At 69.5% G+C, this 22246-nt stretch carries 20 protein-coding genes; 10 read left to right on the top strand and 10 right to left on the bottom strand.

All coding sequences use genetic code 11. The features are described from left to right. Positions 1–95: 95 nt before the first annotated feature. Positions 96–1514: a CCA tRNA nucleotidyltransferase gene (locus ACIP64_RS35425; RefSeq protein WP_401595243.1), complete on the bottom strand. Its 1419-nt coding sequence runs from the start codon at positions 1512–1514 to the stop codon at positions 96–98. 160 nt (positions 1515–1674) lie between these two features. Here ACIP64_RS35425 and ACIP64_RS35420 point away from each other — a divergent pair, with 160 nt between their 5' ends. From ACIP64_RS35420 to trxA, 7 genes are all read left to right on the top strand, one after another. After that, the gene (locus tag ACIP64_RS35420; protein ID WP_401595240.1) at positions 1675–4074 is read left to right on the top strand and encodes a DUF6049 family protein; all 2400 of its coding nucleotides are present in this window, start codon (positions 1675–1677) and stop codon (positions 4072–4074) included. A gap of 34 nt (positions 4075–4108) precedes the next feature. Beyond that, positions 4109–6163, top strand: a complete 2055-nt coding sequence (murJ, locus tag ACIP64_RS35415; RefSeq protein WP_401595237.1) for a murein biosynthesis integral membrane protein MurJ — start codon at positions 4109–4111, stop codon at positions 6161–6163. A 121-nt stretch (positions 6164–6284) separates the two neighbouring features. Then, the gene (locus ACIP64_RS35410; RefSeq protein ID WP_401595235.1) at positions 6285–7991 is read left to right on the top strand and encodes a serine/threonine protein kinase; all 1707 of its coding nucleotides are present in this window, start codon (positions 6285–6287) and stop codon (positions 7989–7991) included. A gap of 18 nt (positions 7992–8009) precedes the next feature. Next, complete coding sequence (gene sigM / locus ACIP64_RS35405) at positions 8010–8702, top strand: RNA polymerase sigma factor SigM (protein WP_401595232.1); 693 nt, start codon at positions 8010–8012, stop codon at positions 8700–8702. After that, a complete protein-coding gene (locus ACIP64_RS35400; RefSeq protein WP_401595229.1) occupies positions 8699–9598 on the top strand; it encodes an anti-sigma factor family protein in 900 nt (299 codons plus the stop codon). The genes sigM and ACIP64_RS35400 overlap by 4 nt, the downstream gene beginning before the upstream one ends. A 104-nt stretch (positions 9599–9702) precedes the next feature. Further along, positions 9703–10686 carry a thioredoxin-disulfide reductase gene (trxB, locus tag ACIP64_RS35395; RefSeq protein WP_401595226.1) on the top strand — a complete coding sequence of 328 codons (984 nt, stop codon included), beginning with the start codon at positions 9703–9705 and terminating at the stop codon, positions 10684–10686. Between the two features lie 46 nt (positions 10687–10732). Continuing rightward, a complete protein-coding gene (trxA, locus tag ACIP64_RS35390) occupies positions 10733–11062 on the top strand; it encodes a thioredoxin (protein WP_319663357.1) in 330 nt (109 codons plus the stop codon). A gap of 69 nt (positions 11063–11131) precedes the next feature. Here trxA and ACIP64_RS35385 read toward each other — a convergent pair whose 3' ends face one another. The 9 genes from ACIP64_RS35385 to rpmH all read right to left on the bottom strand — a co-directional run bounded on the left by ACIP64_RS35385 (position 11132) and on the right by rpmH (position 17752). Continuing rightward, entirely contained in the window at positions 11132–11749 is a 618-nt protein-coding gene (locus ACIP64_RS35385; RefSeq protein WP_401595224.1) for a GNAT family N-acetyltransferase, read from the bottom strand. 312 nt (positions 11750–12061) lie between these two features. Beyond that, a complete protein-coding gene (locus tag ACIP64_RS35380) occupies positions 12062–13177 on the bottom strand; it encodes a ParB/RepB/Spo0J family partition protein (protein WP_401595221.1) in 1116 nt (371 codons plus the stop codon). Then, complete coding sequence (locus tag ACIP64_RS35375; protein ID WP_401595218.1) at positions 13174–14226, bottom strand: ParA family protein; 1053 nt, start codon at positions 14224–14226, stop codon at positions 13174–13176. The genes ACIP64_RS35380 and ACIP64_RS35375 overlap by 4 nt, the downstream gene beginning before the upstream one ends. Positions 14227–14490: 264 nt before the next feature. Then, positions 14491–15207: a 16S rRNA (guanine(527)-N(7))-methyltransferase RsmG gene (gene rsmG, locus ACIP64_RS35370; protein ID WP_401595216.1), complete on the bottom strand. Its 717-nt coding sequence runs from the start codon at positions 15205–15207 to the stop codon at positions 14491–14493. Positions 15208–15339: 132 nt separating this feature from the next. After that, positions 15340–15834, bottom strand: coding sequence for a R3H domain-containing nucleic acid-binding protein (locus ACIP64_RS35365; protein WP_360904509.1), 495 nt, complete (start codon positions 15832–15834; stop codon positions 15340–15342). A gap of 15 nt (positions 15835–15849) precedes the next feature. Continuing rightward, positions 15850–16893: a membrane protein insertase YidC gene (gene yidC, locus ACIP64_RS35360; RefSeq protein WP_401595213.1), complete on the bottom strand. Its 1044-nt coding sequence runs from the start codon at positions 16891–16893 to the stop codon at positions 15850–15852. Positions 16894–16895: 2 nt separating this feature from the next. Next, on the bottom strand, positions 16896–17216 hold the full coding sequence (gene yidD / locus ACIP64_RS35355; RefSeq protein ID WP_401595210.1) for a membrane protein insertion efficiency factor YidD: 321 nt from the start codon (positions 17214–17216) through the stop codon (positions 16896–16898). Then, complete coding sequence (rnpA, locus tag ACIP64_RS35350; RefSeq protein ID WP_360904518.1) at positions 17213–17587, bottom strand: ribonuclease P protein component; 375 nt, start codon at positions 17585–17587, stop codon at positions 17213–17215. The genes yidD and rnpA overlap by 4 nt, the downstream gene beginning before the upstream one ends. A 27-nt stretch (positions 17588–17614) precedes the next feature. Further along, the gene (gene rpmH, locus ACIP64_RS35345; RefSeq protein ID WP_003975051.1) at positions 17615–17752 is read right to left on the bottom strand and encodes a 50S ribosomal protein L34; all 138 of its coding nucleotides are present in this window, start codon (positions 17750–17752) and stop codon (positions 17615–17617) included. A gap of 388 nt (positions 17753–18140) precedes the next feature. Here rpmH and dnaA point away from each other — a divergent pair, with 388 nt between their 5' ends. The 3 genes from dnaA to ACIP64_RS35330 all read left to right on the top strand — a co-directional run. Beyond that, the gene (gene dnaA, locus ACIP64_RS35340; RefSeq protein WP_401595207.1) at positions 18141–19934 is read left to right on the top strand and encodes a chromosomal replication initiator protein DnaA; all 1794 of its coding nucleotides are present in this window, start codon (positions 18141–18143) and stop codon (positions 19932–19934) included. 869 nt (positions 19935–20803) lie between these two features. Further along, positions 20804–21934 (top strand): DNA polymerase III subunit beta, encoded by a 1131-nt coding sequence (dnaN, locus tag ACIP64_RS35335; protein ID WP_401595204.1) that lies wholly within the window; start codon positions 20804–20806, stop codon positions 21932–21934. 85 nt (positions 21935–22019) lie between these two features. Continuing rightward, positions 22020–22246: NAD(P)-binding domain-containing protein (locus ACIP64_RS35330; RefSeq protein WP_401595201.1), on the top strand; the 227-nt coding region annotated here is incomplete at its 3' end.

The following is a 22246-nucleotide window of genomic DNA, read 5'->3' as shown; positions in this document are numbered from 1 at the left end:
CCGCCCCGTCATGCCGGAGGGGGGTCATGTTTCACGTGAAACATGACCCCCCTCCGGCGTCCGCGCGGCTCGAGAGGACTCCCGACCCGTGGGACTCAGCCGCCCTGAGCGGCCCACCACTCCTTGAGCGCCGTCACCGCGGCCTCCTCACCGAGCGGGCCGTGCTCCATCCGCAGCTCCAGCAGATGCGCATAGGCCTTGCCGACCTCCGGACCCGGGGAGATCCCCAGGACCCCCATGATCTGGTTGCCGTCGAGGTCGGGCCGGATCGCGTCCAGCTCCTCCTGCTCCCGCAGCCGCTCGATGCGCTCCTCTAGCCCGTCGTACGTACGCGCCAGGGCGGCGGCCTTGCGCTTGTTGCGCGTGGTGCAGTCCGAGCGGGTCAGCTTGTGCAGCCGCTCCAGCTGCGAACCCGCGTCGCGCACGTAACGACGCACCGCGGAGTCGGTCCACTCGCCCGTGCCGTAGCCGTGGAAGCGCAGGTGCAGCTCCACCAGCCGGGCGACGTCCTTGATCGTCTCGTTCGGGTACTTGAGCTTCGCCAGCCGGGTCTTGGTCATCTTCGCGCCCACCATCTCGTGGTGGTGGAAGGAGACCCGTCCGTCGGACTCGAAGCGCCGGGTGCGCGGCTTGCCGATGTCGTGCAGCAGGGCCGCCAGGCGCAGCACGAGGTCCGGCCCCTCGGTCTCCAGAGCCATCGCCTGGTCGAGCACCGTCAGCGTGTGCTCGTAGACGTCCTTGTGCCGGTGGTGCTCGTCGCGCTCCAGCATCAGCGCCGGCAGCTCCGGCAGCACCCGGGCGGCCAGGCCGGTCTCGACCAGCAGACGCAGGCCCTTGCGCGGGTGGTCGGAGAGGACCAGCTTGTTCAGCTCGTCGCGGATCCGCTCCGCGGAGACGATCTCGATCCGATCGGCCATCTCCGTCATCGCGGTGACCACCTCGGGCGCCACCTCGAAGTCCAGCTGGGCCGCGAAGCGCGCCGCCCGCAGCATCCGCAGCGGGTCGTCGGAGAAGGACTCCTCCGGGGTACCCGGCGTCCGCAGCACCCGCTGGGCCAGATCACTCAGTCCGTCGTGGGGGTCCACGAACTCGGGGTCGGGCAGCGCGACCGCCATCGCGTTGACGGTGAAGTCCCGGCGTACAAGATCTTCCTCAATGGTGTCGCCGTAGGAGACCTCGGGTTTCCGGGACGTGCGGTCGTACGCCTCGGAGCGGTAGGTCGTGATCTCGATCTGGAAGCCGTCCTTGCGGCAGCCGACCGTGCCGAAGGCGATGCCGACCTCCCAGACCGCCTCGGCCCAGCCGCGGATGATCCTGAGCACATGGTCGGGCCGGGCGTCCGTGGTGAAGTCCAGATCGTTGCCGAGCCTGCCGAGCAGGGTGTCGCGGACCGAACCGCCGACGAGGGCAAGACGGAATCCGGCGTCCTGGAAGCGGCGGCCGAGGTCCTCGGCCACCGGCGCGATGACGGGCGCCGGCTTCAGGGTCTGGGGGGCGTTGTTGGCATTCGGCACAACAGAACAGGGTACGTGCCCGTGCGCCCTACGGCGGACCGGTTTAGTGTCGTCCCATGATCGCCACGGAGCTTCCGCGGCCCTCATTGTGCCGATCTTGTGGCCCGGCCGCAGCACTCCGACTCATCGAGCATCGTTACCATTCCAGGACGCACATCCGATGACGACGAGGGACGGCCAGCGCGTGGGCGAGGCGGCACAGCACCCTGGGACAGCTCCGGCCCGTACGAGGCTGCGTCGAGCGGCGGCGCTGCTCGCCGGCGCCACGATGTTCGCCGGGCTGCTCCAGGCCCAGACGGCTCCCGCGGCCCACGCGGACTCCTCGAGCCACGGCGTGGACGTGTCGGTGGACTCGCTGTCCCCCGCCGTCCCCACCAAGGGCGACACGCTCACCGTGACGGGCACGGTCACCAACAAGGGCAAGCAGACCGTCACCGACGCCGAGATGGGCGTCGAGGTCGCCCCTGGCGGCCCCCTGACCACCCGCAGCGCCATCGGCACCGCCGCCGGGCGCGGCACCTACAGTCCCGGCGTCGACGGCTACGAGATCGCCGGCCACACGGCCGGCCTCGAGGACCTGTCGGCCGGCATGAGCCGCTCATTCACCCTCAAGATCCCCGTCAAGGACCTGCACCTGGACGCCGACGGCGTCTACCAGCTCGGCATCTCCCTGGCCGGGCAGACCCGGGCCACCGGCTACCGGCAGATCCTGGGCGTCGAGCGGACGTTCCTTCCCTGGTACACCACCGCGAGCGCGAAGAGCACCCGGTACACCTTTCTGTGGCCGCTGATCGACCGCCCCCACCTGGCCGTGCGCAGCGAGGGCGACGACCAGCAGAGCCCGATCTTCCTCGACGACCACCTCGCCCAGGACCTGGCCCCCGGCGGGCGCCTCCAGCAGCTGGTGACGCTCGGCCGGAACCTCCCGGTCACCTGGGTGGTCGACCCGGACCTGATCGCCACCGTCGACGCGATGACGCGGCGCTACCAGGTGGCGGGTCCGGGCGGTGATCTCGATCACACCACCTCCGGCACCGGGACCGACGACGCCAAGCGCTGGCTGACCGACCTCAAGACCGCACTGACGGGCGACGAGGTGATCGCCCTGCCGTTCTCCGACCCGGACATCGCCTCGATCGCGCACCACGGCAAGAACGTCGCCGGGACCCTGGCCCACCTCAACACCGCCACCGAGCTGGCGACCACGACGTTCGAGACCGTCCTGCACATCACGCCCGCCACGGACGTGGCCTGGCCGGTGCAGGGTGCCGTCGACCCCTCCATCGTCGACGTCGCCACCTCCGCGGGCGCGGACAAGGTCATCGCCCGCAGCGACAGCCTCGGCGAGCCCGGCCAGCCCGGCTACACGCCGACCTCCGCCCGCCCCATCGGGGGCGGCACCACCGCCGTCGTGGCGGACGCGGGGCTCTCCGAGGGCTTCGAGGGCGACATGATGCGCGCCGAGAACGCCACGCTGGCGATCCAGAAGTTCCTCTCCCAGTCGCTGATGGTCACCATGCAGGCGCCCGACCGGCAGCGCAGCATCGTCGTCGCGCCGCAGCGCATGCCCAGCGCCTCGCAGGCCCAGGCGATGGCCCAGGCCATCGCCTCCGTCGAATCAAGCGCCTGGGCCGAGACGATGGACTTCTCCGACGCCGCCAAGGCCACTCCGGACCCCCGGGCCAACCGCAAGGTGCCCAGCGGCAAGGCCTACCCGTCGAGCCTGCGCAAGCGCGAGCTGAGCACGGAGGCGTTCCGGCAGATCCAGGCCACCCAGGCCAGGCTCAACGGCTTCCTGGTCATCCTCAGCCGCAAGGACCGGGTGACGACGCCGTTCACGACGGCGCTGCTGCGGTCGATGTCCACCGAGTGGCGCGGCAACCCCGGGGGCGCCGCCTCCTTCCGGTCGGCGATCGGGACATACCTCTCCGATCTCATGGGGCTCGTCCAGATCCTGCCCAAGACCGGTACCCTCACCCTCTCCGGCCGCAGTGGCACCATCCCGGTGACGGTGAAGAACGAGCTCGGCCAGACCATCGAGGGGCTGACGCTGGAGCTCAGCTCCAGCCAGGGCAACAGCATGGATCCGGGCGCCCCCCAGCCGGTCACGGTGGAGGGCGGACACACCCGCTCCCTGAAGTTCGCGGCGACGGCGGCGCGCAACGGTCTCAACACCATCACCGCGCAGCTCTACACCAAGGACCACGTCGCCTACGGCAAGCCGATCACCTTCACGGTGGACGTCACGTCGATCACCTCCACCGTCATGGTGGTGATCGCCGTCGGTCTGCTGATGCTCGTCCTCGCCGGCGTGCGGATGTACCACCAGCGCAAGCGCCGTGCCGCCGCCGGGGACGACGGAGACGACGAGGGTGACGACGAGGACGCGAAAGCGGCCGAGGACGGGGAAGACGCGGAGGAGAACACCGCCGACGGCACCGCCGAGGGCACCGCAGGTGCCCAGGACGGAGCCGCGCCCGGGCAGCCGGGTGACCCGGCGGCGGACACCGCCGCGCAAAGTAAGGACCCGTCCGGGACGGGTGAGAAGGTGGACCGATAGTCAGCGAGTCAGGGGCCGATGAGGTGGGGCAGTGATGAACGCGCCGTACGACGGTGAACGCGAACGGGAAGCGGGGGAGCGGTTCCCCGCCCAGCCCGGGCAGCCCCCCGCCGTGCCCGACCCGTATCTGCAGGACACGTATGCCCGCGATCCGTACCAGCGCCAGGACCCCACCGCGCAGGACCCGGTGGACGATGCGCTGTACGACCGCACCGCGCACCCGGCCCCGGGCTACGGCCAGCAGCCCTACGGCCACCAGCCGTACCGGATGCCCTACGCCGACGACGCGGCCACCCGCTACGTGGGCGTCGACGAGCTCGTCTCGTACGCCCCCGACGACCAGGGCGCCCAGGCACCCCAGCCGGACGCCTACGCGCACCTCTTCCGGGACGACCCGGAGCCGCCCGCTCCCGAGCCGGAGCCCGTGGTGGAGCCCGTCCAGGCCGCCGCGGGCAGCCGCGGGAGCAGCCTGCTGAAGTCCAGCGCCGTCATGGCGGCCGGCACCCTGGTCTCCCGGCTCACCGGCTTCCTGCGGACCCTGGTCATGGCCGCCGCGATCGGCGTCGGCACCCTGAACGACGGCTACCAGGTCGCCAACACGCTGCCCACGATGATCTACATCCTGGTCGGCGGCGGCGCGCTCAACGCGGTCTTCATCCCGCAGCTGGTCCGCGCCATGAAGAACGACGAGGACGGCGGCGAGGCCTACGCCAACCGCCTGCTCACCCTCGTCGTCACCGGCCTGGCGGTCGTCACCGTGATCTGCGTGGTCGCGGCCCCCGTCTTCATCCAGGCGATGTCCCACGACATCGCCTCCGACCCGGTCCGGTTCGAGGTCGCGGTCACCTTCGCCCGCTACTGCATCCCCACGATGTTCTTCATGGGTGTGCACGTCGTGCTCGGCCAGATCCTCAACGCCCGCGGCCGGTTCGGCGCGATGATGTGGACCCCGGTCCTCAACAACATCGTCACCATCGCCACCTTCGGCGCCTTCATCTGGGCCTTCGGCTCCTTCACCACGACCGGGGTCAGCTCGGCGACCATCACCCCCGACGGCGTCCGGCTGCTCGGCATCGGCACGCTGCTCGGCCTGGCCGTGCAGGCGCTGTCGATGCTCCCCTACCTGCGCGACGCCGGCTTCCGTATCCGCCCCCGCTTCGACTGGCGCGGCCACGGCCTGGGCCACGCGGCCCGGCTGGCCAAGTGGACCTTCTTCTTCGTCCTCGCGAACCAGATCGGCATGATCGTGCTGACCCAGTTCGCGACGGCGGCCGGCGCGGCGGCGGAGAAGGCGGGCCAGGAGGGCACCGGCATCACCGGCTTCAACTACGCGCTGCTGCTCTGGCAGATGCCCCAGGCGATCATCACCGTCTCCGTCATGACCGCCGTGCTGCCGCGCATCTCCCGCGCCGCTGCTGACGGCGACGCCGCGGCGGTGCGCGACGACCTCTCCTACGGCCTGCGGACCTCGGGCGTGGCCATCGTGCCGTGCGCCTTCGCGTTCCTGGCCCTCGGCGTCCCGATGACCACCCTGCTGTACAGCGGCTCCGGCAGCGGCGCGCTGAACATCGGCTTCATCCTGATGGCCTTCGGCCTCGGACTGATCCCCTTCTCGGTGCAGTACATCGTCCTGCGCGGCTTCTACGCCTACGAGGACACCCGCACCCCCTTCTACAACACGGTGATCGTGGCGGCCTGCAACGCGGTGGCCGCGGCGCTGTGCTTCTACCTGCTGCCCGCCCGCTGGGCGGTCGTCGGCATGGCCGCCGGCTACGGCCTGGCCTACACGATCGGCGTGGGCGTCGCGGTGAAGCGGCTGCGCCACCGCCTCGGCGGGGACATCGACGGCAAGCGCGTGGTGCGCACCTACGCCCGGCTGTTCGGCGCGAGCATCCCCGCCGCGGTCGCCGCGGGGGCCGTCGTCTACTTTGTGTCGCAGTCGCTGGGCCACGGTGCCGCCGCCTCACTGCTGTCACTGGTCCTCGGCGGCCTGGTGCTGGGCGGAATCTTCTTCGTCGCCGCCAAGCGCATGCGGATCGAGGAGATGACAGCCATGGTCGGCATGGTCCGTGGCCGGCTGGGCCGCTGATTTCAGGCCGCGGGGCAACCATCGCCCGCTCTTGCGTGTCGTGCATAGCGGTGGACTGTTGGCACAATTGTCCTTGGCTGTGTTGTCAGATCTTGCAACGGATGGGGAGGCAGGAACGACGGTGGCGGAACGGAGCACGGCTGCCGTCGGAGTGGCCAACGAGAGCGGCGACAAGCCGCTCACCGCTCACGCGGACAGTGCCACGGCCGACGAGGCGACCGACCTGAGCGAAGAGCAGGACGCACCGCAAAAGACCCTCCCCGAGGAGACAGCACCGACCAGGAACGCGCCGCCGGAGCTCCACAGCGGCCACAAGCTCGCCAGGCGGTACCGCCTGGAGGACTGCCTCACCCGTGTCGACGGCTTCAGCAGCTGGAAGGCCTTCGACGAGAAACTCCGCCGCGCCGTGGGCATCCACATCCTGCCCGCCGACCACGGCCGCGCCCGCCTGGTGCTGGCCGCGGCCCGCTCGGCGGCACTCCTCGGCGACCCCCGTTTCGTCCAGGTCCTCGACGCCGTCGAGGAGAACGACCTGGTCTACGTCATCCACGAGTGGCTGCCCGACGCGCGTGAGCTGAGCGAGCTCATCGCCGTCGACCCGCTGGAGCCCCACGAGGCCTACCAGATGGTCAGCCAGGTCACCCAGGCCATGGCCGCCGCCCACCGCGAGGGCCTGGCCCACCTCCGGCTCAACCCGGACGCCGTGCTCCGCACCGAGGCCGGCCAGTACCGCATCCGCGGTCTGGCCGTCGCGGCCGCGCTGCGCGGCATCACCTCCGAGCGCCCGCAGCGCGAGGACACCGAGGCGATCGGCGCCCTGCTGTACGCGTGCCTCACCCAGCGCTGGCCGTACCCCGAGGACGCGTACGGGCTCAGCGGCCTGCCCAAGGACGTCGGTCTCGTCGCCCCGGACAAGGTGCGGGCGGGGATCCACCGCGGACTGTCCGAGCTCGCCATGCGGGCACTGGTCAACGACGGCGCCACGGCGTCCCGCGAACCGGGCCCGTGCGCCACCCCGGAGGAGCTGTCGAAGGCGGTCGCCGCGACCCCCAAGATCCGCCCCCCGGAGCCGTCCACGGCCTCGTACTCGCGGACGACCTACCAGCAGGGCGCCTACCGCCAGCCCGCCTCCCACCCCTCGACCCACGTCACCACGGTCCTCCCGGCCACCCCGCCCCCGACCCTCACCGGTCGCACCGGCAAGGCCCTCAAGTGGTCCGTGTCGGCCCTTCTGATCGCCGCCCTCGGTCTCGGCAGCTGGCAGGTCGCCGAGACGCTCATGGACCGCGAGAACCGGTCCAAGGACGGCGGCACGACCACCTCCCACACCACGGGTGGCAGTGACAACCCCAGCGGCACCGCACAGCTGACGTCCGGCAAGCCCGTCGCCATCACCGGGGCCAAGGACTTCGACCCGCTGGGCACCGACGGCTCGGAGAACCCCCGGGACGTGGGCAACGTGTACGACGGCAAGGGGTCCACCTTCTGGGAGACCAGTTGGTACACCCAGGCCAACCTCGGCGGTCTGAAGTCCGGTGTCGGCGTCATCGTCGACCTGGGCAGTGCCCAGCAGGTCGGCAAGGTGAAGGTCGACTTCATAGGGGACGACACCACCGCCGAGCTGATGGCCGCGGACGCGAGCGCCGACTCCATGCCGACCGCTCTCAACGACTTCACCAAGGTGGCCGAGGCTTCCGGCGGCAAGGTCACCTTCCAGCCGGGCCAGGCGGTCAAGACCCGCTACCTGCTGGTCTGGCTGACCCAGCTCCCCCACACCGATGAGGGCAACTACCGCGGCCGGATCTCCGAGATCAAGGTCAGCGGCTAGCGGAAGAACGGGGGGAGTGTGCCGAAGCAGAACACGGGCGAGGAGGTCGCGGACAGCGACCTCCTCGCCCGTCATGTAGCGGGGGATCCGGACGCCTTCGCGGAGCTGGTCCGCCGGCACCGCGACCGGCTGTGGGCCGTGGCCCTGCGAACGCTGGGGGACCGCGAGGAGGCCGCGGACGCCGTGCAGGACGCGCTGGTCTCCGCCTTCCGGTCCGCCCACACCTTCCGGGGTCAGTCCGCCGTCACGACGTGGCTGCACCGCATCACCGTGAACGCCTGCCTGGACCGGGCCCGCAAGGCGGCCTCCCGCCGGACCTCGTCGGTCATCGACGAGAAGCAGTTCGAGGAACTCCTCGAACCGCACGAGTCGGCGGCGGCACCGGCGGAGCGGGGGGAACTCCATCGGGAGTTGCTGAAGGCCCTGGCGACACTGCCGGCCGAACAGCGCGCCGCCCTCGTCCTGGTCGACATGCAGGGTTACCCCGTGGCGGAGGCCGCGGCCGTCCTGGACGTGCCGCCGGGAACGGTCAAGAGCAGATGCGCCCGGGGTCGTGCGCGGCTGCTGCCACTCCTGACCCATCTGCGCGAAGGGACCGGGAGTAGCCCCGATCGGGGCGGGGGAAGGAACCGGACGGAGAACGCATCCGTCCCAGAGACGGAGACCGGGCCGGGCCACGGGATCACGAAGGGCGGAGGTGGACATCGATGACGTCACCGGCGGGAACGAACGAACATCCCGAGGTCGCCGAGATCTCGGACTTCACCGAGGGCATTCTGCCGCCCCAGCGGTCCGCCTCCATCCGCGGCCATCTCGACGGCTGTCCCCTGTGTGCCGACGTACGCGACTCCCTGGAGGAGATCCGCGGACTGCTCGGCACGCTCCCCGGGCCGCCGCGGATGCCCGCGGACATCGCCGGGCGGATCGACGCCGCACTCGCCGCAGAGGTCCTGCTGGACTCCACCGCCCCCGATGTTTCACGTGAAACATCACCCGTGGTGGCGGCGACGCATGTTTCACGTGAAACATCGCACGGCGCCGGACGGGGACCCGAGGGCCGTGCCGCCGCCACGACCGGTCCAGGCCGCCCGCCGGTACGCACGCGCCGTCGCTGGCACAAGGGACTGCTGCTGACCGTCTCCGCGATGGCGGTGCTCGGTCTCGGCGGGCTGGCCGCCGCCCTCGTGGAGTCCTCGTCCGGGCAGACCGACATGTCCGCCAACGCGGACACCAAGGACTCGGCGGCCGTCGCCGGCCAACCGGACGAGCGGGCCGAAGCAGCCGACCCACTCCGCACACAGGTGCAGCAGCTCCTGTCGGGCGGTACGGCGAACCGCCCGCAAAACAACTCCGCCGCGGAGTCCCCGCTCATGGACGTCAACGGCATGCCGCCCTCATGCGTCCTGCGGGCGATCGGCCGTCCGGACGACGGCACCCCGCTCGCCTCCCGTCGGGGGGCCTATGAGGGATCGGACTCCTACCTCGTCGTCCTCCCCCATCCCGGCGACCGGTCACTGGTCGACGCCTTCGTGGTGGATGCCTCCTGCACGGCCGCCACGCCGTCCGCAACGGGCACTCTGCTGCGTGAGGAGACATACCCTCGTTAGGGCCGGAGCGCTGGGAATGCGGGGCCCGTAGGATCCGTTAGGCGGATACAACAGTCCCGCCGGGACACCGGCGCAGCTGGCAGACAGAGACGAGGAATGAACCCGTGAGCGACGTCCGAAACGTGATCATCATCGGTTCCGGGCCGGCGGGCTACACAGCCGCGCTGTACACCGCACGCGCCTCGCTGAAGCCTCTGGTCTTCGAGGGAGCGGTGACCGCCGGCGGTGCACTGATGACGACGACCGAGGTGGAGAACTTCCCCGGCTTCCGCGACGGCATCATGGGCCCGGACCTGATGGACAACATGCGCGCCCAGGCCGAGCGCTTTGGTGCCGAGCTGATCCCGGACGACATCATCGAGGTGAACCTCGACGGTGACATCAAGACCGTCACCGACTCCGCGGGCACCGTGCACCGGGCGAAGGCCGTGATCATCGCCACCGGCTCGCAGCACCGCAAGCTCGGCCTGCCCAACGAGGACGTTCTGTCCGGCCGTGGTGTCTCCTGGTGTGCCACCTGTGACGGCTTCTTCTTCAAGGACAACGAGATCGCCGTGATCGGTGGCGGCGACACCGCGCTGGAGGAGGCGACCTTCCTCTCCCGCTTCGCCAAGACCGTGACGGTGGTCCACCGCCGTGACACCCTGCGTGCCTCCAAGGCCATGCAGGAGCGTGCCTTCGCCGACCCCAAGATCAAGTTCATCTGGGACAGCGAGGTCGACACGATCCACGGCGAGGGCAAGCTCGCCGGCCTGACGCTGCGCAACACCAAGACCGGCGAGACCTCGGAGCTTCCGGTCACCGGCCTGTTCATCGCGATCGGCCACGACCCCCGCACCGACCTCTTCAAGGGCATTCTCGACCTGGACGGCGAGGGTTACCTGAAGGTCGAATCCCCCAGCACCCGCACACGGATCCCCGGTGTCTTCGCCGCGGGTGACGTCGTGGACCACACCTACCGTCAGGCCATCACGGCGGCCGGCACGGGCTGTTCCGCCGCACTGGACGCGGAGCGCTTCCTCGCCGCCCTGAGCGACGCGGAGGCCGAGCACACCCGCGAGCCCGAGCAGACCACCGCCGCAGTCTGACCTGCCCCCCACCGAAGTACCCGCACAACACCCCGAGGAGACACCCGTGGCCGGCAACACCAAGATCGTGACCGATGCGACCTTCGACGAGGAGGTCCTCGCCAGCGACAAGCCTGTCCTCGTCGACTTCTGGGCCGAGTGGTGCGGTCCCTGCCGCCAGATCGCCCCGTCCCTGGAGGCGATCGCGGCCGAGCACGCCGAGCAGATCACCATCGTCAAGCTGAACATCGACGAGAACCCGGTCACCGCCGCCAAGTACGGCGTCATGTCGATCCCGACCCTCAACGTCTACAAGGGCGGCGAGGTCGTGAAGACCATCGTCGGCGCCAAGCCGAAGGCCGCCATCGAGCGCGACCTCTCCGACTTCATCGGCTGACGCACCGGTCCTGACGGCGGACAGCGAAAAGGCCCGCCCCCTCTCGGGGGCGGGCCTTTTCACGCTCTCTCACAGCGGGCGCAGTGCGGGTTCCTTCTGCACGGCTCCCAGCAGGCGGTCGATCGCCAACTCCACGTCCTCACGCCAGGAGATCGTCGTCCGCAGTTCCAGCCTCAGCCGGGGGAAGCGGGGGTGGGAGCGGACCGTCTTGAACCCGACCGCCAGCAGATGCTCCGCCGGCAGCACGCACGCGGGCTCCTCCCACCGCGCGTCGCCGAACGCCTCGATCGCACGGAAGCCCCGTCGCACCAAATCCTTGGCGACGGTCTGCACCAGCACCCGGCCCAGCCCCTGGCCCTGGAAGCCCGGCATGATCCGTGCCGTCATCAGTTGCACGGCGTCGGCGGAGACGGGGCTCGTGGGGAAGGCCGTGGAACGCGGCACATATGCGGGCGGCGCGTAGAGCACGAAGCCGGCGGGAACCTCGTCCACATAGACGACCCGGCCGCACGATCCCCACTCCAGCAGGGCGGCCGATATCCAGGACTCCTTCTCCAGCTCCGGTTTCCCGGCCTGGACGGCGGCCTCACCGCTTACCGGGTCGAGTTCCCAGAAGACGCACGAGCGGCAGCGGTTGGGGAGATCCGGGAGGTTGTCCAGAGTGAGCGGAACGAGCCGACGCCCCATGAGGTCAGACCCTCGTTTCTGTCGTGGACCCAACTGCCGACGAAGCCACCCACCGCCCCCAGCCCCAGTCCCGCGGCCAAGAAGGCGGCCGTCTGCCAATCGTGCTCCACACCAGCGCGCCGCACCGATCGCATGGGGCCTCCCACCTCGGGGGGTCGTGCTCCATCTGGTAGGCATGGTAGCTGCGGGAGGACATGTCCGACACCGGACAACACCAACGGTCCAGCAAAAAGCGGGCCACATTCCCGGAAGGGAACGTGGCCCGCTGTGCTGTGGTGAGACGGCTCTGGGAGCCGGGCGGTCAGGCCGGTCTCACTCCTCGTCTTCGTCGGTCTCCTCGGTGAGCGACCGCTGGAGGGTGTTGCTCTCACCGGGAGCCATCGAACCGAGGATGCGCTCCAGATCTTCTATCGAGGCGAACTCAACGACGATCTTCCCGCGCTTCTGGCCGAGGTCCACCTTCACCCGGGTGTCGAAGCGGTCCGACAGACGGAGCGCCAGATCGGTGAGGGCGGGGGAGACCCGCCTGCCGGCCCGTGGCGTCGCGGACTTCCGGACGGGTGCGGTCTCGGAGTTCATCACATGCACGATCTCCTCGACCGCGCGCACCGACAGCCCCTCGGCCACGATCCGGCTGGCGAGCTTGTCCTGGTCCTCCACGTCCTCCAGGGCGAGCAGGGAGCGGGCGTGCCCGGCGGAGAGCACACCGGCCGCCACACGGCGCTGGACGGGCGCCGAGAGCTTCAGCAGCCGCAGGGTGTTGGAGACCTGGGAACGGGACCGGCCGATACGGTCGGCCAGCTGCTCGTGCGTGCAGGCGAAGTCCTTCAGCAGCTGGTCGTAGGCGGCCGCCTCTTCCAGCGGGTTCAGCTGCGCCCGGTGCAGGTTCTCCAGCAGCGCGTCGAGGAGGAGTTTCTCGTCCTCGGTGGCGCGGACGATCGCCGGAATGCGCTCCAGCCCGGCCTCGCGGCTGGCCCGCCAGCGACGCTCACCCATGATGAGCTCGTAGCGGTCGGTGCCGGTCTGCCGGACCACCACCGGCTGCAGCAGACCGACTTCCTTGATGGAGGCGACGAGTTCGGCCAGGGCGTCCTCGTCGAAGACCTCACGCGGCTGCCGGGGGTTGGGGGTGATCGCGTCGAGCGGCACCTCCGCGAAGTAGGCTCCCGCCACCGGGGCCGGCCCCTGGTCGACGGTCCCTTCCTGCGTTTCACGTGAAACAGGGATCTCCACGGTCCCACTGTGCTCAGGCAGAGCGGCAACCTTCGCCACCGCGATCCCCCGCTCCGGCGCCAGGACCGCCACAGCGGGAGCGGCCGCAGCCGCCGCCGTGGCCACCACGGTCGCGGCTGCCTGGTCCGCACCGTTGGGTGCGGCAGGAATCAGCGCGCCAAGACCACGGCCGAGCCCTCTGCGTCGCTCACTCACTGGATCCCCTCCGTGCTGCTCTTCTGTTCGTTGAACTCGCTACCGCCCCCGAGACCCCGCATCGCCATCTCCCGTGCTGCCTCGAGGTAGGACAGCGCTCCGCTGGATCCCGGGTCGTAGGTCAGCACGGTCTGGCCGTAGCTGGGCGCCTCCGAGATACGGACCGAGCGCGGGATGCTGGTGCTCAGCACTTCCTTGCCGAAGTGGGTGCGCACCTCCTCCGCGACCTGTGAGGCGAGCCGGGTCCGGCCGTCGTACATGGTGAGGAGGATGGTGGAGACGTGCAGCTTGGGATTGAGGTGGCCGCGCACCAGCTCCACGTTCCGCAGCAGCTGTCCCAGACCTTCCAGGGCGTAGTACTCGCACTGGATCGGGATGAGCACCTCGGCGCCGGCCACCAGGGCGTTGACGGTCAGCAGACCGAGCGAGGGCGGACAGTCGATGAGGATGTAGTCGAGGGGCTGCTCGTAGGACTCGATGGCCCGCTGCAGCCGGCTCTCTCGTGCCACCAGGGACACCAGCTCGATCTCCGCACCGGCGAGGTCGATCGTGGCGGGGGCGCAGAACAGCCCCTCCACGTCCGGCACCGGCTGCACGACATCGGAGAGTGGCTTGCTCTCGACCAGGACGTCGTAGATGGACGGCACCTCGGCGTGGTGGTCGATCCCCAGCGCCGTGGAGGCATTGCCCTGGGGGTCGAGGTCCACGACGAGCACCCGGGCCCCGTGGAGGGCCAAGGAGGCCGCCATATTGACGGTCGTGGTGGTCTTGCCGACGCCGCCCTTCTGGTTGGCGACGACGATCACTCTGGTCTCGGCTGGGCGGGGGAGTCCTTCACCGGCCCGCCCCAGAGCCTCGACGGCCAGTTGGGCGGCTCGGCCGATGGGGGTGTCATCCATCGGGGGCGGTGTTTCACGTGAAACATCCTCCCCGAACAGCTCGGTACGGGGACCGGGGACCGGATCGGCCATCGGTCCCGCGATGTTGGCGTCGGACCGCAAGGATTCACTCTCCTCGACTACAAGCTCGCAATGAACAGAGCCTGCCATGCTTTCGGGGTCGCGAACCAGTGAGGCCCGTTCTCCTGTGGATGAATCCTCCGGTCGGCTCGCCGGAGCGATCGATTCCGAGGCCCGTTGGGTCAGCGATTCGGCCGCCGCACGGGCGCGACCGAGGATTCCTGGAAGCAGAGAGCGCCGTTTCACGTGAAACACGATGCGCAGCCGCGCATCTGTTTCCTATCCGACACTCCGGGTTGTCCTGGTTTGACCGGTTGTATGGAGCACAGCCAGGGGATGTCGCCAACGTCACATTCAGCGCTGGCGACGGCGGTTCGCCCGGGCGGCCTTGGCACGCCGGGTCGCGGCACGGACGCCGCCGGGGCTCTCCCCCGCCAGCACACGGACGACCGTGGACTGGGGGTCCACCACGCCTTCGCCGACCTGCACCACGGAGGTCTCGGCGGCACCGAGCCGGCTGAGGGCGGCCCGCGCGGCCTTCAGCTCCTCCTCGGCGGTGTCCCCCTTCAGCACGGCCATCTCGCCGTGCGGACGCAGCAGCGGCATCCCCCAGCCGGCCAGCCGGTCCAGCGGCGCCACAGCGCGAGCGGTCACAACGTCCACCGGGGGCAGCTTGCCGATCATCTCCTCGGCGCGGCCGCGCACCACCCCGACATTGTCCAGACCGAGCAGCCGGACGGCCTCCTCCAGGAAGGTGGTCCGGCGCAGCAGCGGTTCCAAAAGCGTGATCGTGAGGTCGGGACGGCTCAGCGCCAGGGGAATGCCCGGCAGGCCCGCTCCGGAACCGACGTCGCAGACCGAGGCGCCGTACGGGATCACCTCGGAGAGGACCGCGCAGTTCAGCAGATGCCGCTCCCACAGTCGGGGAACCTCCCGCGGCCCGATGAGCCCGCGCCCCACCCCCGCGTCGGCCAGCAGCTCCGCGTAGCGCACCGCGTCCGCGAAACGCTCCCCGAAGACCTCCCGCGCCACTTCCGGCGCCGGGGGAAGCTCCGCCGCTGCTTCCGTCACGAGAACTGTCCTTCCGTAGTGCGGGGTCCTCAGAACCATGAGGGGCCGTCGTCATCAGGCTGACAAGATTCGGCCCCGCCTGCGAGCAGACGGGGCCACGTAGATACGGCGGGGAAATGAAAAGGACGGCGGTCAGGCCGGAAGAACGACCACGCGGCGCTCGGGCTCCTCGCCCTCGGACTCGCTGCGCAGCCCCGCCGCGGCGACGGCGTCGTGCACGACCTTCCGCTCGAACGGCGTCATCGCCTTGAGCTTCACCGGCTGACCGCTCTCCTTGACCTCCTCGACGGCCTTGACACCCAGGTCCGTCAGCTCGGTGCGCTTGCGCGCCCGGAAGCCGGCGATGTCCAGCATCAGCCGGCTCCGGTCACCGGTCTCCCGGTGCACCGCAAGGCGGGTGAGCTCCTGGAGTGCCTCCAGGACCTCACCGTCCCGACCGACCAGCTTGTTCAGATCCCGGCTCGACGACTCGCCGACGATGGAGACCGACGCGCGGTCGCCCTCGACGTCCATGTCGATGTCACCGTCGAGGTCTGCGATGTCCAGCAGCCCCTCGAGGTAATCGGCCGCGATCTCACCCTCCTGCTCGAGGCGGGTCAGCGCGTCGGTGGTGTTGCCGTCCGTCACGACGGGGCTCCTCTACTACTTCTTCTTCGACAGGTTCGGCTTGTCCGCACCGCTGCTGGGCCTCGGCGGCTTGCTGCCCGCGGCGCCACCACCGCCCTGCTTGGGCTTGCTGCTGCCCGTGGCCGGCTGGGCGGGCCCGCCCGTCTGGCGCTGGGACTTGGTCTGCCGCTTGGGCTGCGCGCGCTTGACCGGGGCGGCGTCCTGCGCCTCCTTGGCGGCGACCGGCTCCTCCTTGAGCATGCCCTTGGCCTTCAGGCGCTCCTGGCGCTGCTGGTAGGCCAGGCTGCCCGGCGTGGGGTTGCGGCGGATGACGAACATCTGCTGGCCCATGGTCCACACGTTGGTGGTCAGCCAGTAGATGAGGACACCGACCGGGAAGTTGATGCCGAAGACGGCGAACATGATCGGGAAGACGTACATCAGCATCTTCTGCTGCTGCATGAACGGGGTCTTCACCGTCATGTCGACGTTCTTGGTCATCAGCTGGCGCTGCGTGTAGAACTGCGAGGCCGACATCAGGACGATCATGATGATCGTGACGATGCGCACGTCGGTCACGGAGGCGCCGAGCGCGGCCAGCTTGTCGGCGCCGTCGGTGAACTTCGCGGCGAGCGGGGCGCCGAAGATGTGGGCCTTCTGGGCGCTGGCGACCTGGTCGGCGCTGAGCACACCGACCTGGTTGCCCTGCGCGATGTTGCTGAGGACGTGGTACAGCGAGAAGAAGAAGGGCGACTGCGCCAGGATCGGAAGGCACGAGGAGAGCGGGTTGGTGCCCGTCTCCTTGTACAGCTTCATCATCTCTTCGGACTGACGCTGTTTGTCGTTCTTGTAGCGCTCCTGGATCGCCTTCATCTTCGGCTGGAGCGCCTGCATGTTCCGGGTCGCCTTGATCTGCTTCACGAAGAGCGGGATCAGGCAGATCCGGATCAGGACCACCAGTGAGACGATCGACAGACCCCAGGCCAATCCGCTGTCCTTGTCAAAGACAAGGCTGTACAGCGAGTGGAACTGGACGATGATCCACGAAACTGCGTCGTAGAGGGGGTTCAAGATCCCCACGGTCAGGCTCCTTGGGCATTAGGGGTCTCGACGGGCTCGGGAGTAACGGACCCGCCTGCCGTGCGGCCCCGGAGAGCTTCACGCAGGCGAGCGTGCCACGGCGGTCGCTTACGGGGCGGGACATGGTCCACGCCGCCCAGCGACCACGGGTTGCAACGCAGGATCCGCCACGCGGTCAAGGCGGTGCCCTTGATCGCGCCATGCCGATCGATCGCCGTATACCCGTAGTGAGAACACGAGGGGTAGTACTTGCAGACCGGACCGAGCAACGGGCTGATGGTCCACTGATAAATCTTGATCAACGCCAACAGCGGGTACTTCATCTCGCCACCCCCAGGAGCCTCCCGAGGGCGGCATCCAGGTCTCGGGCCAGCTGTGAATGGTCTGCGTCACCCGCACCGGGCAGCGCTCGTACGACTACCAGGCTACCGGGGGGCAGCACGGACAGACGTTCGCGAACAAGGTGACGAAGCCGACGCTTGACCAGGTTCCGGGTGACAGCGCCTCCGACGGCCTTGCTGACAACGAAACCCGCACGCGCCGGGGGAGCACTTCCCCCCGCCGCGTGCGGGTCCTTTGTCTCACTGTCGGTGCGCAGGTGGACGACCAGCAGGGGTCGTCCGGCCCGGCGTCCTCGACGTACCGCGCTCGCGAAGTCCTGTCGCCGCCTCAGCCGATTCTCGGTGGGCAGCACGACATCACACCTCGCGCTTCGGTGCGATCAGGCGGACAGACGGGCGCGGCCCTTGCTACGGCGGGTCGCGAGGATGGCGCGGCCGGCACGCGTACGCATGCGCAGCCGGAAGCCGTGGGTCTTGGCGCGACGACGGTTGTTCGGCTGGAAGGTGCGCTTGCTCACTCGGGGGCTCCAGGATGAATCGTGTGTTGGCGGGGCGTCGCATGGCTGTCACCGTGCGCCCACGAGAAACTCGCGGAACATCCCAGGTGTGCACCGCTCAACGATCACCATGGTGATCCTCGCCCATCGGTAGGCAGGCGGCAGCAGCCATCGACAACTCGACCTGGTTACGGTACGCGCGGCTGAGGCATCAGGTCAAACCAGCGGGTCCGGCGGCCCGTCGGCGCCGCCATACGGACGTGGTTTTGCACACCCTGTGGACAACGACTTGAACCAGGCAGGCCCTGCTGACTACCGTGGCGGAACCCCAAAACATTCCCGTCCGTCCCAAGAACCACACCTTCGTGGGACCCATCGGCACCGACCAGCGACCGAGAGAGCGTGCCCTGTGGCTGACGTAACTGCCGATCTTGCCTCAGTCTGGCCAAGGGTCCTGCAGAAACTCCTTGTCGACGGCGACGACCTGAAGCCGAAGGACGCGGACTGGCTCCAGCGCACCCAGCCGCTCGCCCTGGTCGCGGGCACCGCCGTGCTCTCGGCTCCCAACGAGTTCGCCAAGAGCGTGCTGGAGGGACGGCTCCTCCCGCTGATCACCGAAGTGCTCAGCCGTGAGTTCGGTCACCCGGTGGGCATCGCCATCGCCGTCGCCTCGGGCAGCGAGCAGGAGGCGGCTCCCGCACCGCCGCCCGCCCACGAGATGCCGCAGGGACCGTACGACCCCGAGCCGTCCCCCTATGACGAGCCGCAGCACGGCTACGGGGAGGGCCCGCGGATGCGCCGCGCCTACCCCGAGCACCAGGTCGGCGCTCCCGGCGGCTGGCCGCCCCGGGACCCCGAGGACCACTGGCAGCAGCAGCGGCTCGCCGACTTCCAGGAGCGCGAGCCGTATCCGTCGCCCCCGTCGCGCTACGAGATGCCGCCGGCGCACCAGGTCCCGCCCCGCCGCGAGCCTCCCGCGACCCCGTTGCCCCCGATGCCGGCCCCCCGCACTCCGGGCGGCCACAACGGCGGCGGTCCCGTCGGCCCCGGAGGGCACGGCAACCACAACAGCCACGGCGGCCACAGCGCTCACACCGGCCACAGCGGCGCTCCGGGCGCGGGCCCGGGAGGCATGGGCACGGGTTCGGGCGGCTCCGGCGGCCCTGCCGAGCCGACCGCCCGGCTGAACCCCAAGTACCTCTTCGACACCTTCGTCATCGGGTCCTCCAACCGCTTCGCGCACGCCGCGGCGGTGGCGGTCGCCGAGGCGCCGGCCAAGGCGTACAACCCGCTGTTCATCTACGGCGAGTCCGGCCTCGGCAAGACCCACCTGCTGCACGCCATCGGGCACTACGCGCGGAGCCTGTACCCGGGCACCCGGGTCCGGTACGTGAGCTCGGAGGAGTTCACCAACGAGTTCATCAACTCCATCCGCGACGGCAAGGCGGACGCGTTCCGCAAGCGGTACCGCGACATGGACATCCTGCTCGTCGACGACATCCAGTTCCTGGCGAGCAAGGAGTCGACGCAGGAGGAGTTCTTCCACACCTTCAACACCCTGCACAACGCGAACAAGCAGATCGTGCTCTCCTCGGACCGGCCGCCCAAGCAGCTGGTCACCCTGGAGGACCGGCTGCGCAACCGCTTCGAATGGGGCCTGATCACCGACGTCCAGCCGCCGGAGCTGGAGACGCGGATCGCGATCCTGCGCAAGAAGGCCGTACAGGAGCAGCTCAACGCCCCGCCGGAGGTGCTGGAGTTCATCGCCTCCCGGATCTCGCGCAACATCCGCGAGCTGGAGGGCGCGCTGATCCGGGTGACCGCGTTCGCGAGCCTCAACCGGCAGCCGGTGGACCTCCAGCTGACCGAGATCGTCCTCAAGGACCTGATCCCGGGCGGCGAGGACTCCGTTCCGGAGATCAGCGGCCAGGCGATCATGGCGGAGACGGCCTCCTACTTCGGGCTGGACGTGGAGGACCTCTCCGGCTCCTCCCGCAGCCGGGTGCTGGTCACGGCGCGCCAGATCGCCATGTACCTGTGCCGTGAGCTGACGGATCTGTCGCTGCCGAAGATCGGCGCGCTGTTCGGCGGCCGCGACCACACGACGGTGATGCACGCCGACCGGAAGATCCGTTCCCTCATGGCGGAGCGGCGGTCCATCTACAACCAGGTCACGGAGCTCACCAACCGCATCAAGAGCTGACCACGGGCTTCTGCCGGCCCTCCGCGGGCTGTTTCAGCGGCTTCTGCGGCCTCCGCACCTCCTCAGCGCCCCGGGTCCAACTCCCGGGGCGCTTCGCTTTGTTCGAACGCGCCGGCCGCGAACCGCGCACAGGAACGTCTCTCCACAGCGACGGCAGGGTTTTCCCCGTCCACAGCCTGGGGATGCCCGAGTTGTCCAGAACTCGTCCACAGCCTGGGCTGTGGGAGACTCATCGCGCCTGCTGGGAGGCGTGTGGATTTGTGGGCAACCCGGATCCACAGACTGTGGATGCGCCGACGCCCTCCGGGGACGTCCACGAAGTTGTCCACCGGCCGCCCACAGGATCGGGGCGGTTGTCCCCACATCCGGGTGGCTTCTCCACAGTTCTGTCCACTGTTCGGCAACCCGACACGGCCCATCACCGGTCGGAGTGAACCGCGTCACACCAACGTGGTGGGTTGGGCTGGGGAGAACCTGGGTATTCCTGGGGACAGGCCTGGGGAGAACTGGCACCGCCCTGTGCATCGGGTGTGCACAACGTCGGGCTGTCCACAGACGGGGCTGTTTGTCCACGGGCCCCACCCACAGGCGCGGTGGACAAAAAACGCGGCCTGACCTGCACAGGAACCACTTATCCACGGTATCCACACCCCCTATTACTACGACCAGGGATAGATACCGGGAGACCTGCTTCGAAGCGGGGCCTGTGCACAAACGAGCCGTCGACCGCCCGACCCCTCCCGCTCCGGCTTGACCCCAACGCGCACCGCATGTCGGTGGCGGCTGTCAGACTGTTCCCCGGCAAGAGGGCCAGCAGGGCCAAGAGACAGTCGGCCACAGACAGCCAGCAACAGCAGGAGGCGGTTCCGGTGAAGATCCGGGTGGAGCGCGATGTACTCGCGGAGGCAGTGGCCTGGGCGGCCCGCAGTCTCCCGGCCCGTCCCCCGGTGCCGGTCCTTGCGGGGCTGCTGCTGAAGGCCGAGGAGGGCCAGCTGAGCCTGTCCGGCTTCGACTACGAGGTCTCGGCCCGGGTCTCCGTCGAGGCCGACGTCGAGGAGGACGGCACCGTCCTGGTCTCCGGCCGGCTGCTCGCCGACATCTCGCGGGCACTTCCCAACAGGCCTGTGGAGATCTCCACCGACGGTGTGCGCGTGACCGTCGTCTGCGGCAGTTCGCGATTCACACTCCACACCCTGCCTGTGGAGGAGTACCCGGCGCTGCCCGCGATGCCGACCGCCTCCGGCACGGTCCCCGGCGAGGTCTTCGCCGCGGCCGCCGCCCAGGTCGCGATCGCCGCCGGCCGTGACGACACCCTCCCGGTGCTGACGGGTGTGCGGATCGAGATCGAGGGCGACACCGTCACCCTGGCCGCCACCGACCGCTACCGCTTCGCGGTCCGCGAGTTCCTGTGGAAGCCGGAGACCCCGGACATCTCCGCGGTCGCCCTGGTGCCCGCCAAGACGCTGCTGGACACCGCCAAGTCGCTCACCAACGGCGACTCCGTCTCCATCGCCCTGGCCGGCTCCGGCGCGGGCGAGGGCCTGATCGGCTTCGAGGGCGCGGGCCGCCGTACGACGACCCGGCTGCTCGAGGGCGACCTGCCGAAGTACCGCACGCTCTTCCCGACCGAGTTCAACTCCGTCGCCGTCATCGAGACCGCCCCGTTCGTCGAGGCCGTCAAGCGCGTCGCCCTGGTGGCCGAGCGCAACACGCCGGTGCGGCTGAGCTTCGAGCAGGGCGTGCTGACCCTGGAGGCCGGGTCCAGCGACGATGCACAGGCTGTGGAGCGGGTGGACGCGAAGCTGGACGGCGACGACATCTCGATCGCCTTCAACCCGACGTTCCTGCTGGACGGTCTGAGCGCGATCGACTCCCCCGTGGCGCAGTTGTCGTTCACCACGTCGACCAAGCCCGCGCTGCTGAGCGGCCGTCCGGCGGCCGACGCCGAGGCGGACGATGCGTACAAGTACCTCATCATGCCGGTCCGGCTGTCCGGCTGATGCGAGGCCTGTCCGGTCACGTCGGCCCTCAGGGGCCGACGTAGGCTCGACCTAGGTCAGGCAGGCTTCGAACGAAGGATCAACGATGGAGCTCGGTCTCATCGGTCTCGGCAAGATGGGCGGGAACATGCGCACCCGCATCCGCCAGGCCGGACACACTGTCATCGGCTACGACCGCAACCCGGACCTCGCCGACGTCCACAGCCTGCAGGAACTTGTGGACAAGCTGGCGGCGCCGCGTGTGGTGTGGGTGATGGTGCCGGCCGGTGCCGCGACCCAGTCCACCATCGACGAGCTGGGCGAGCTGCTGTC

This window comes from Streptomyces sp. NPDC088733 (assembly GCF_044751185.1).
Taxonomy (GTDB): domain Bacteria; phylum Actinomycetota; class Actinomycetes; order Streptomycetales; family Streptomycetaceae; genus Actinacidiphila.
Note: the sequence above shows the minus strand (reverse complement) of the source record. Positions and strands in the feature narration are given on the sequence as shown.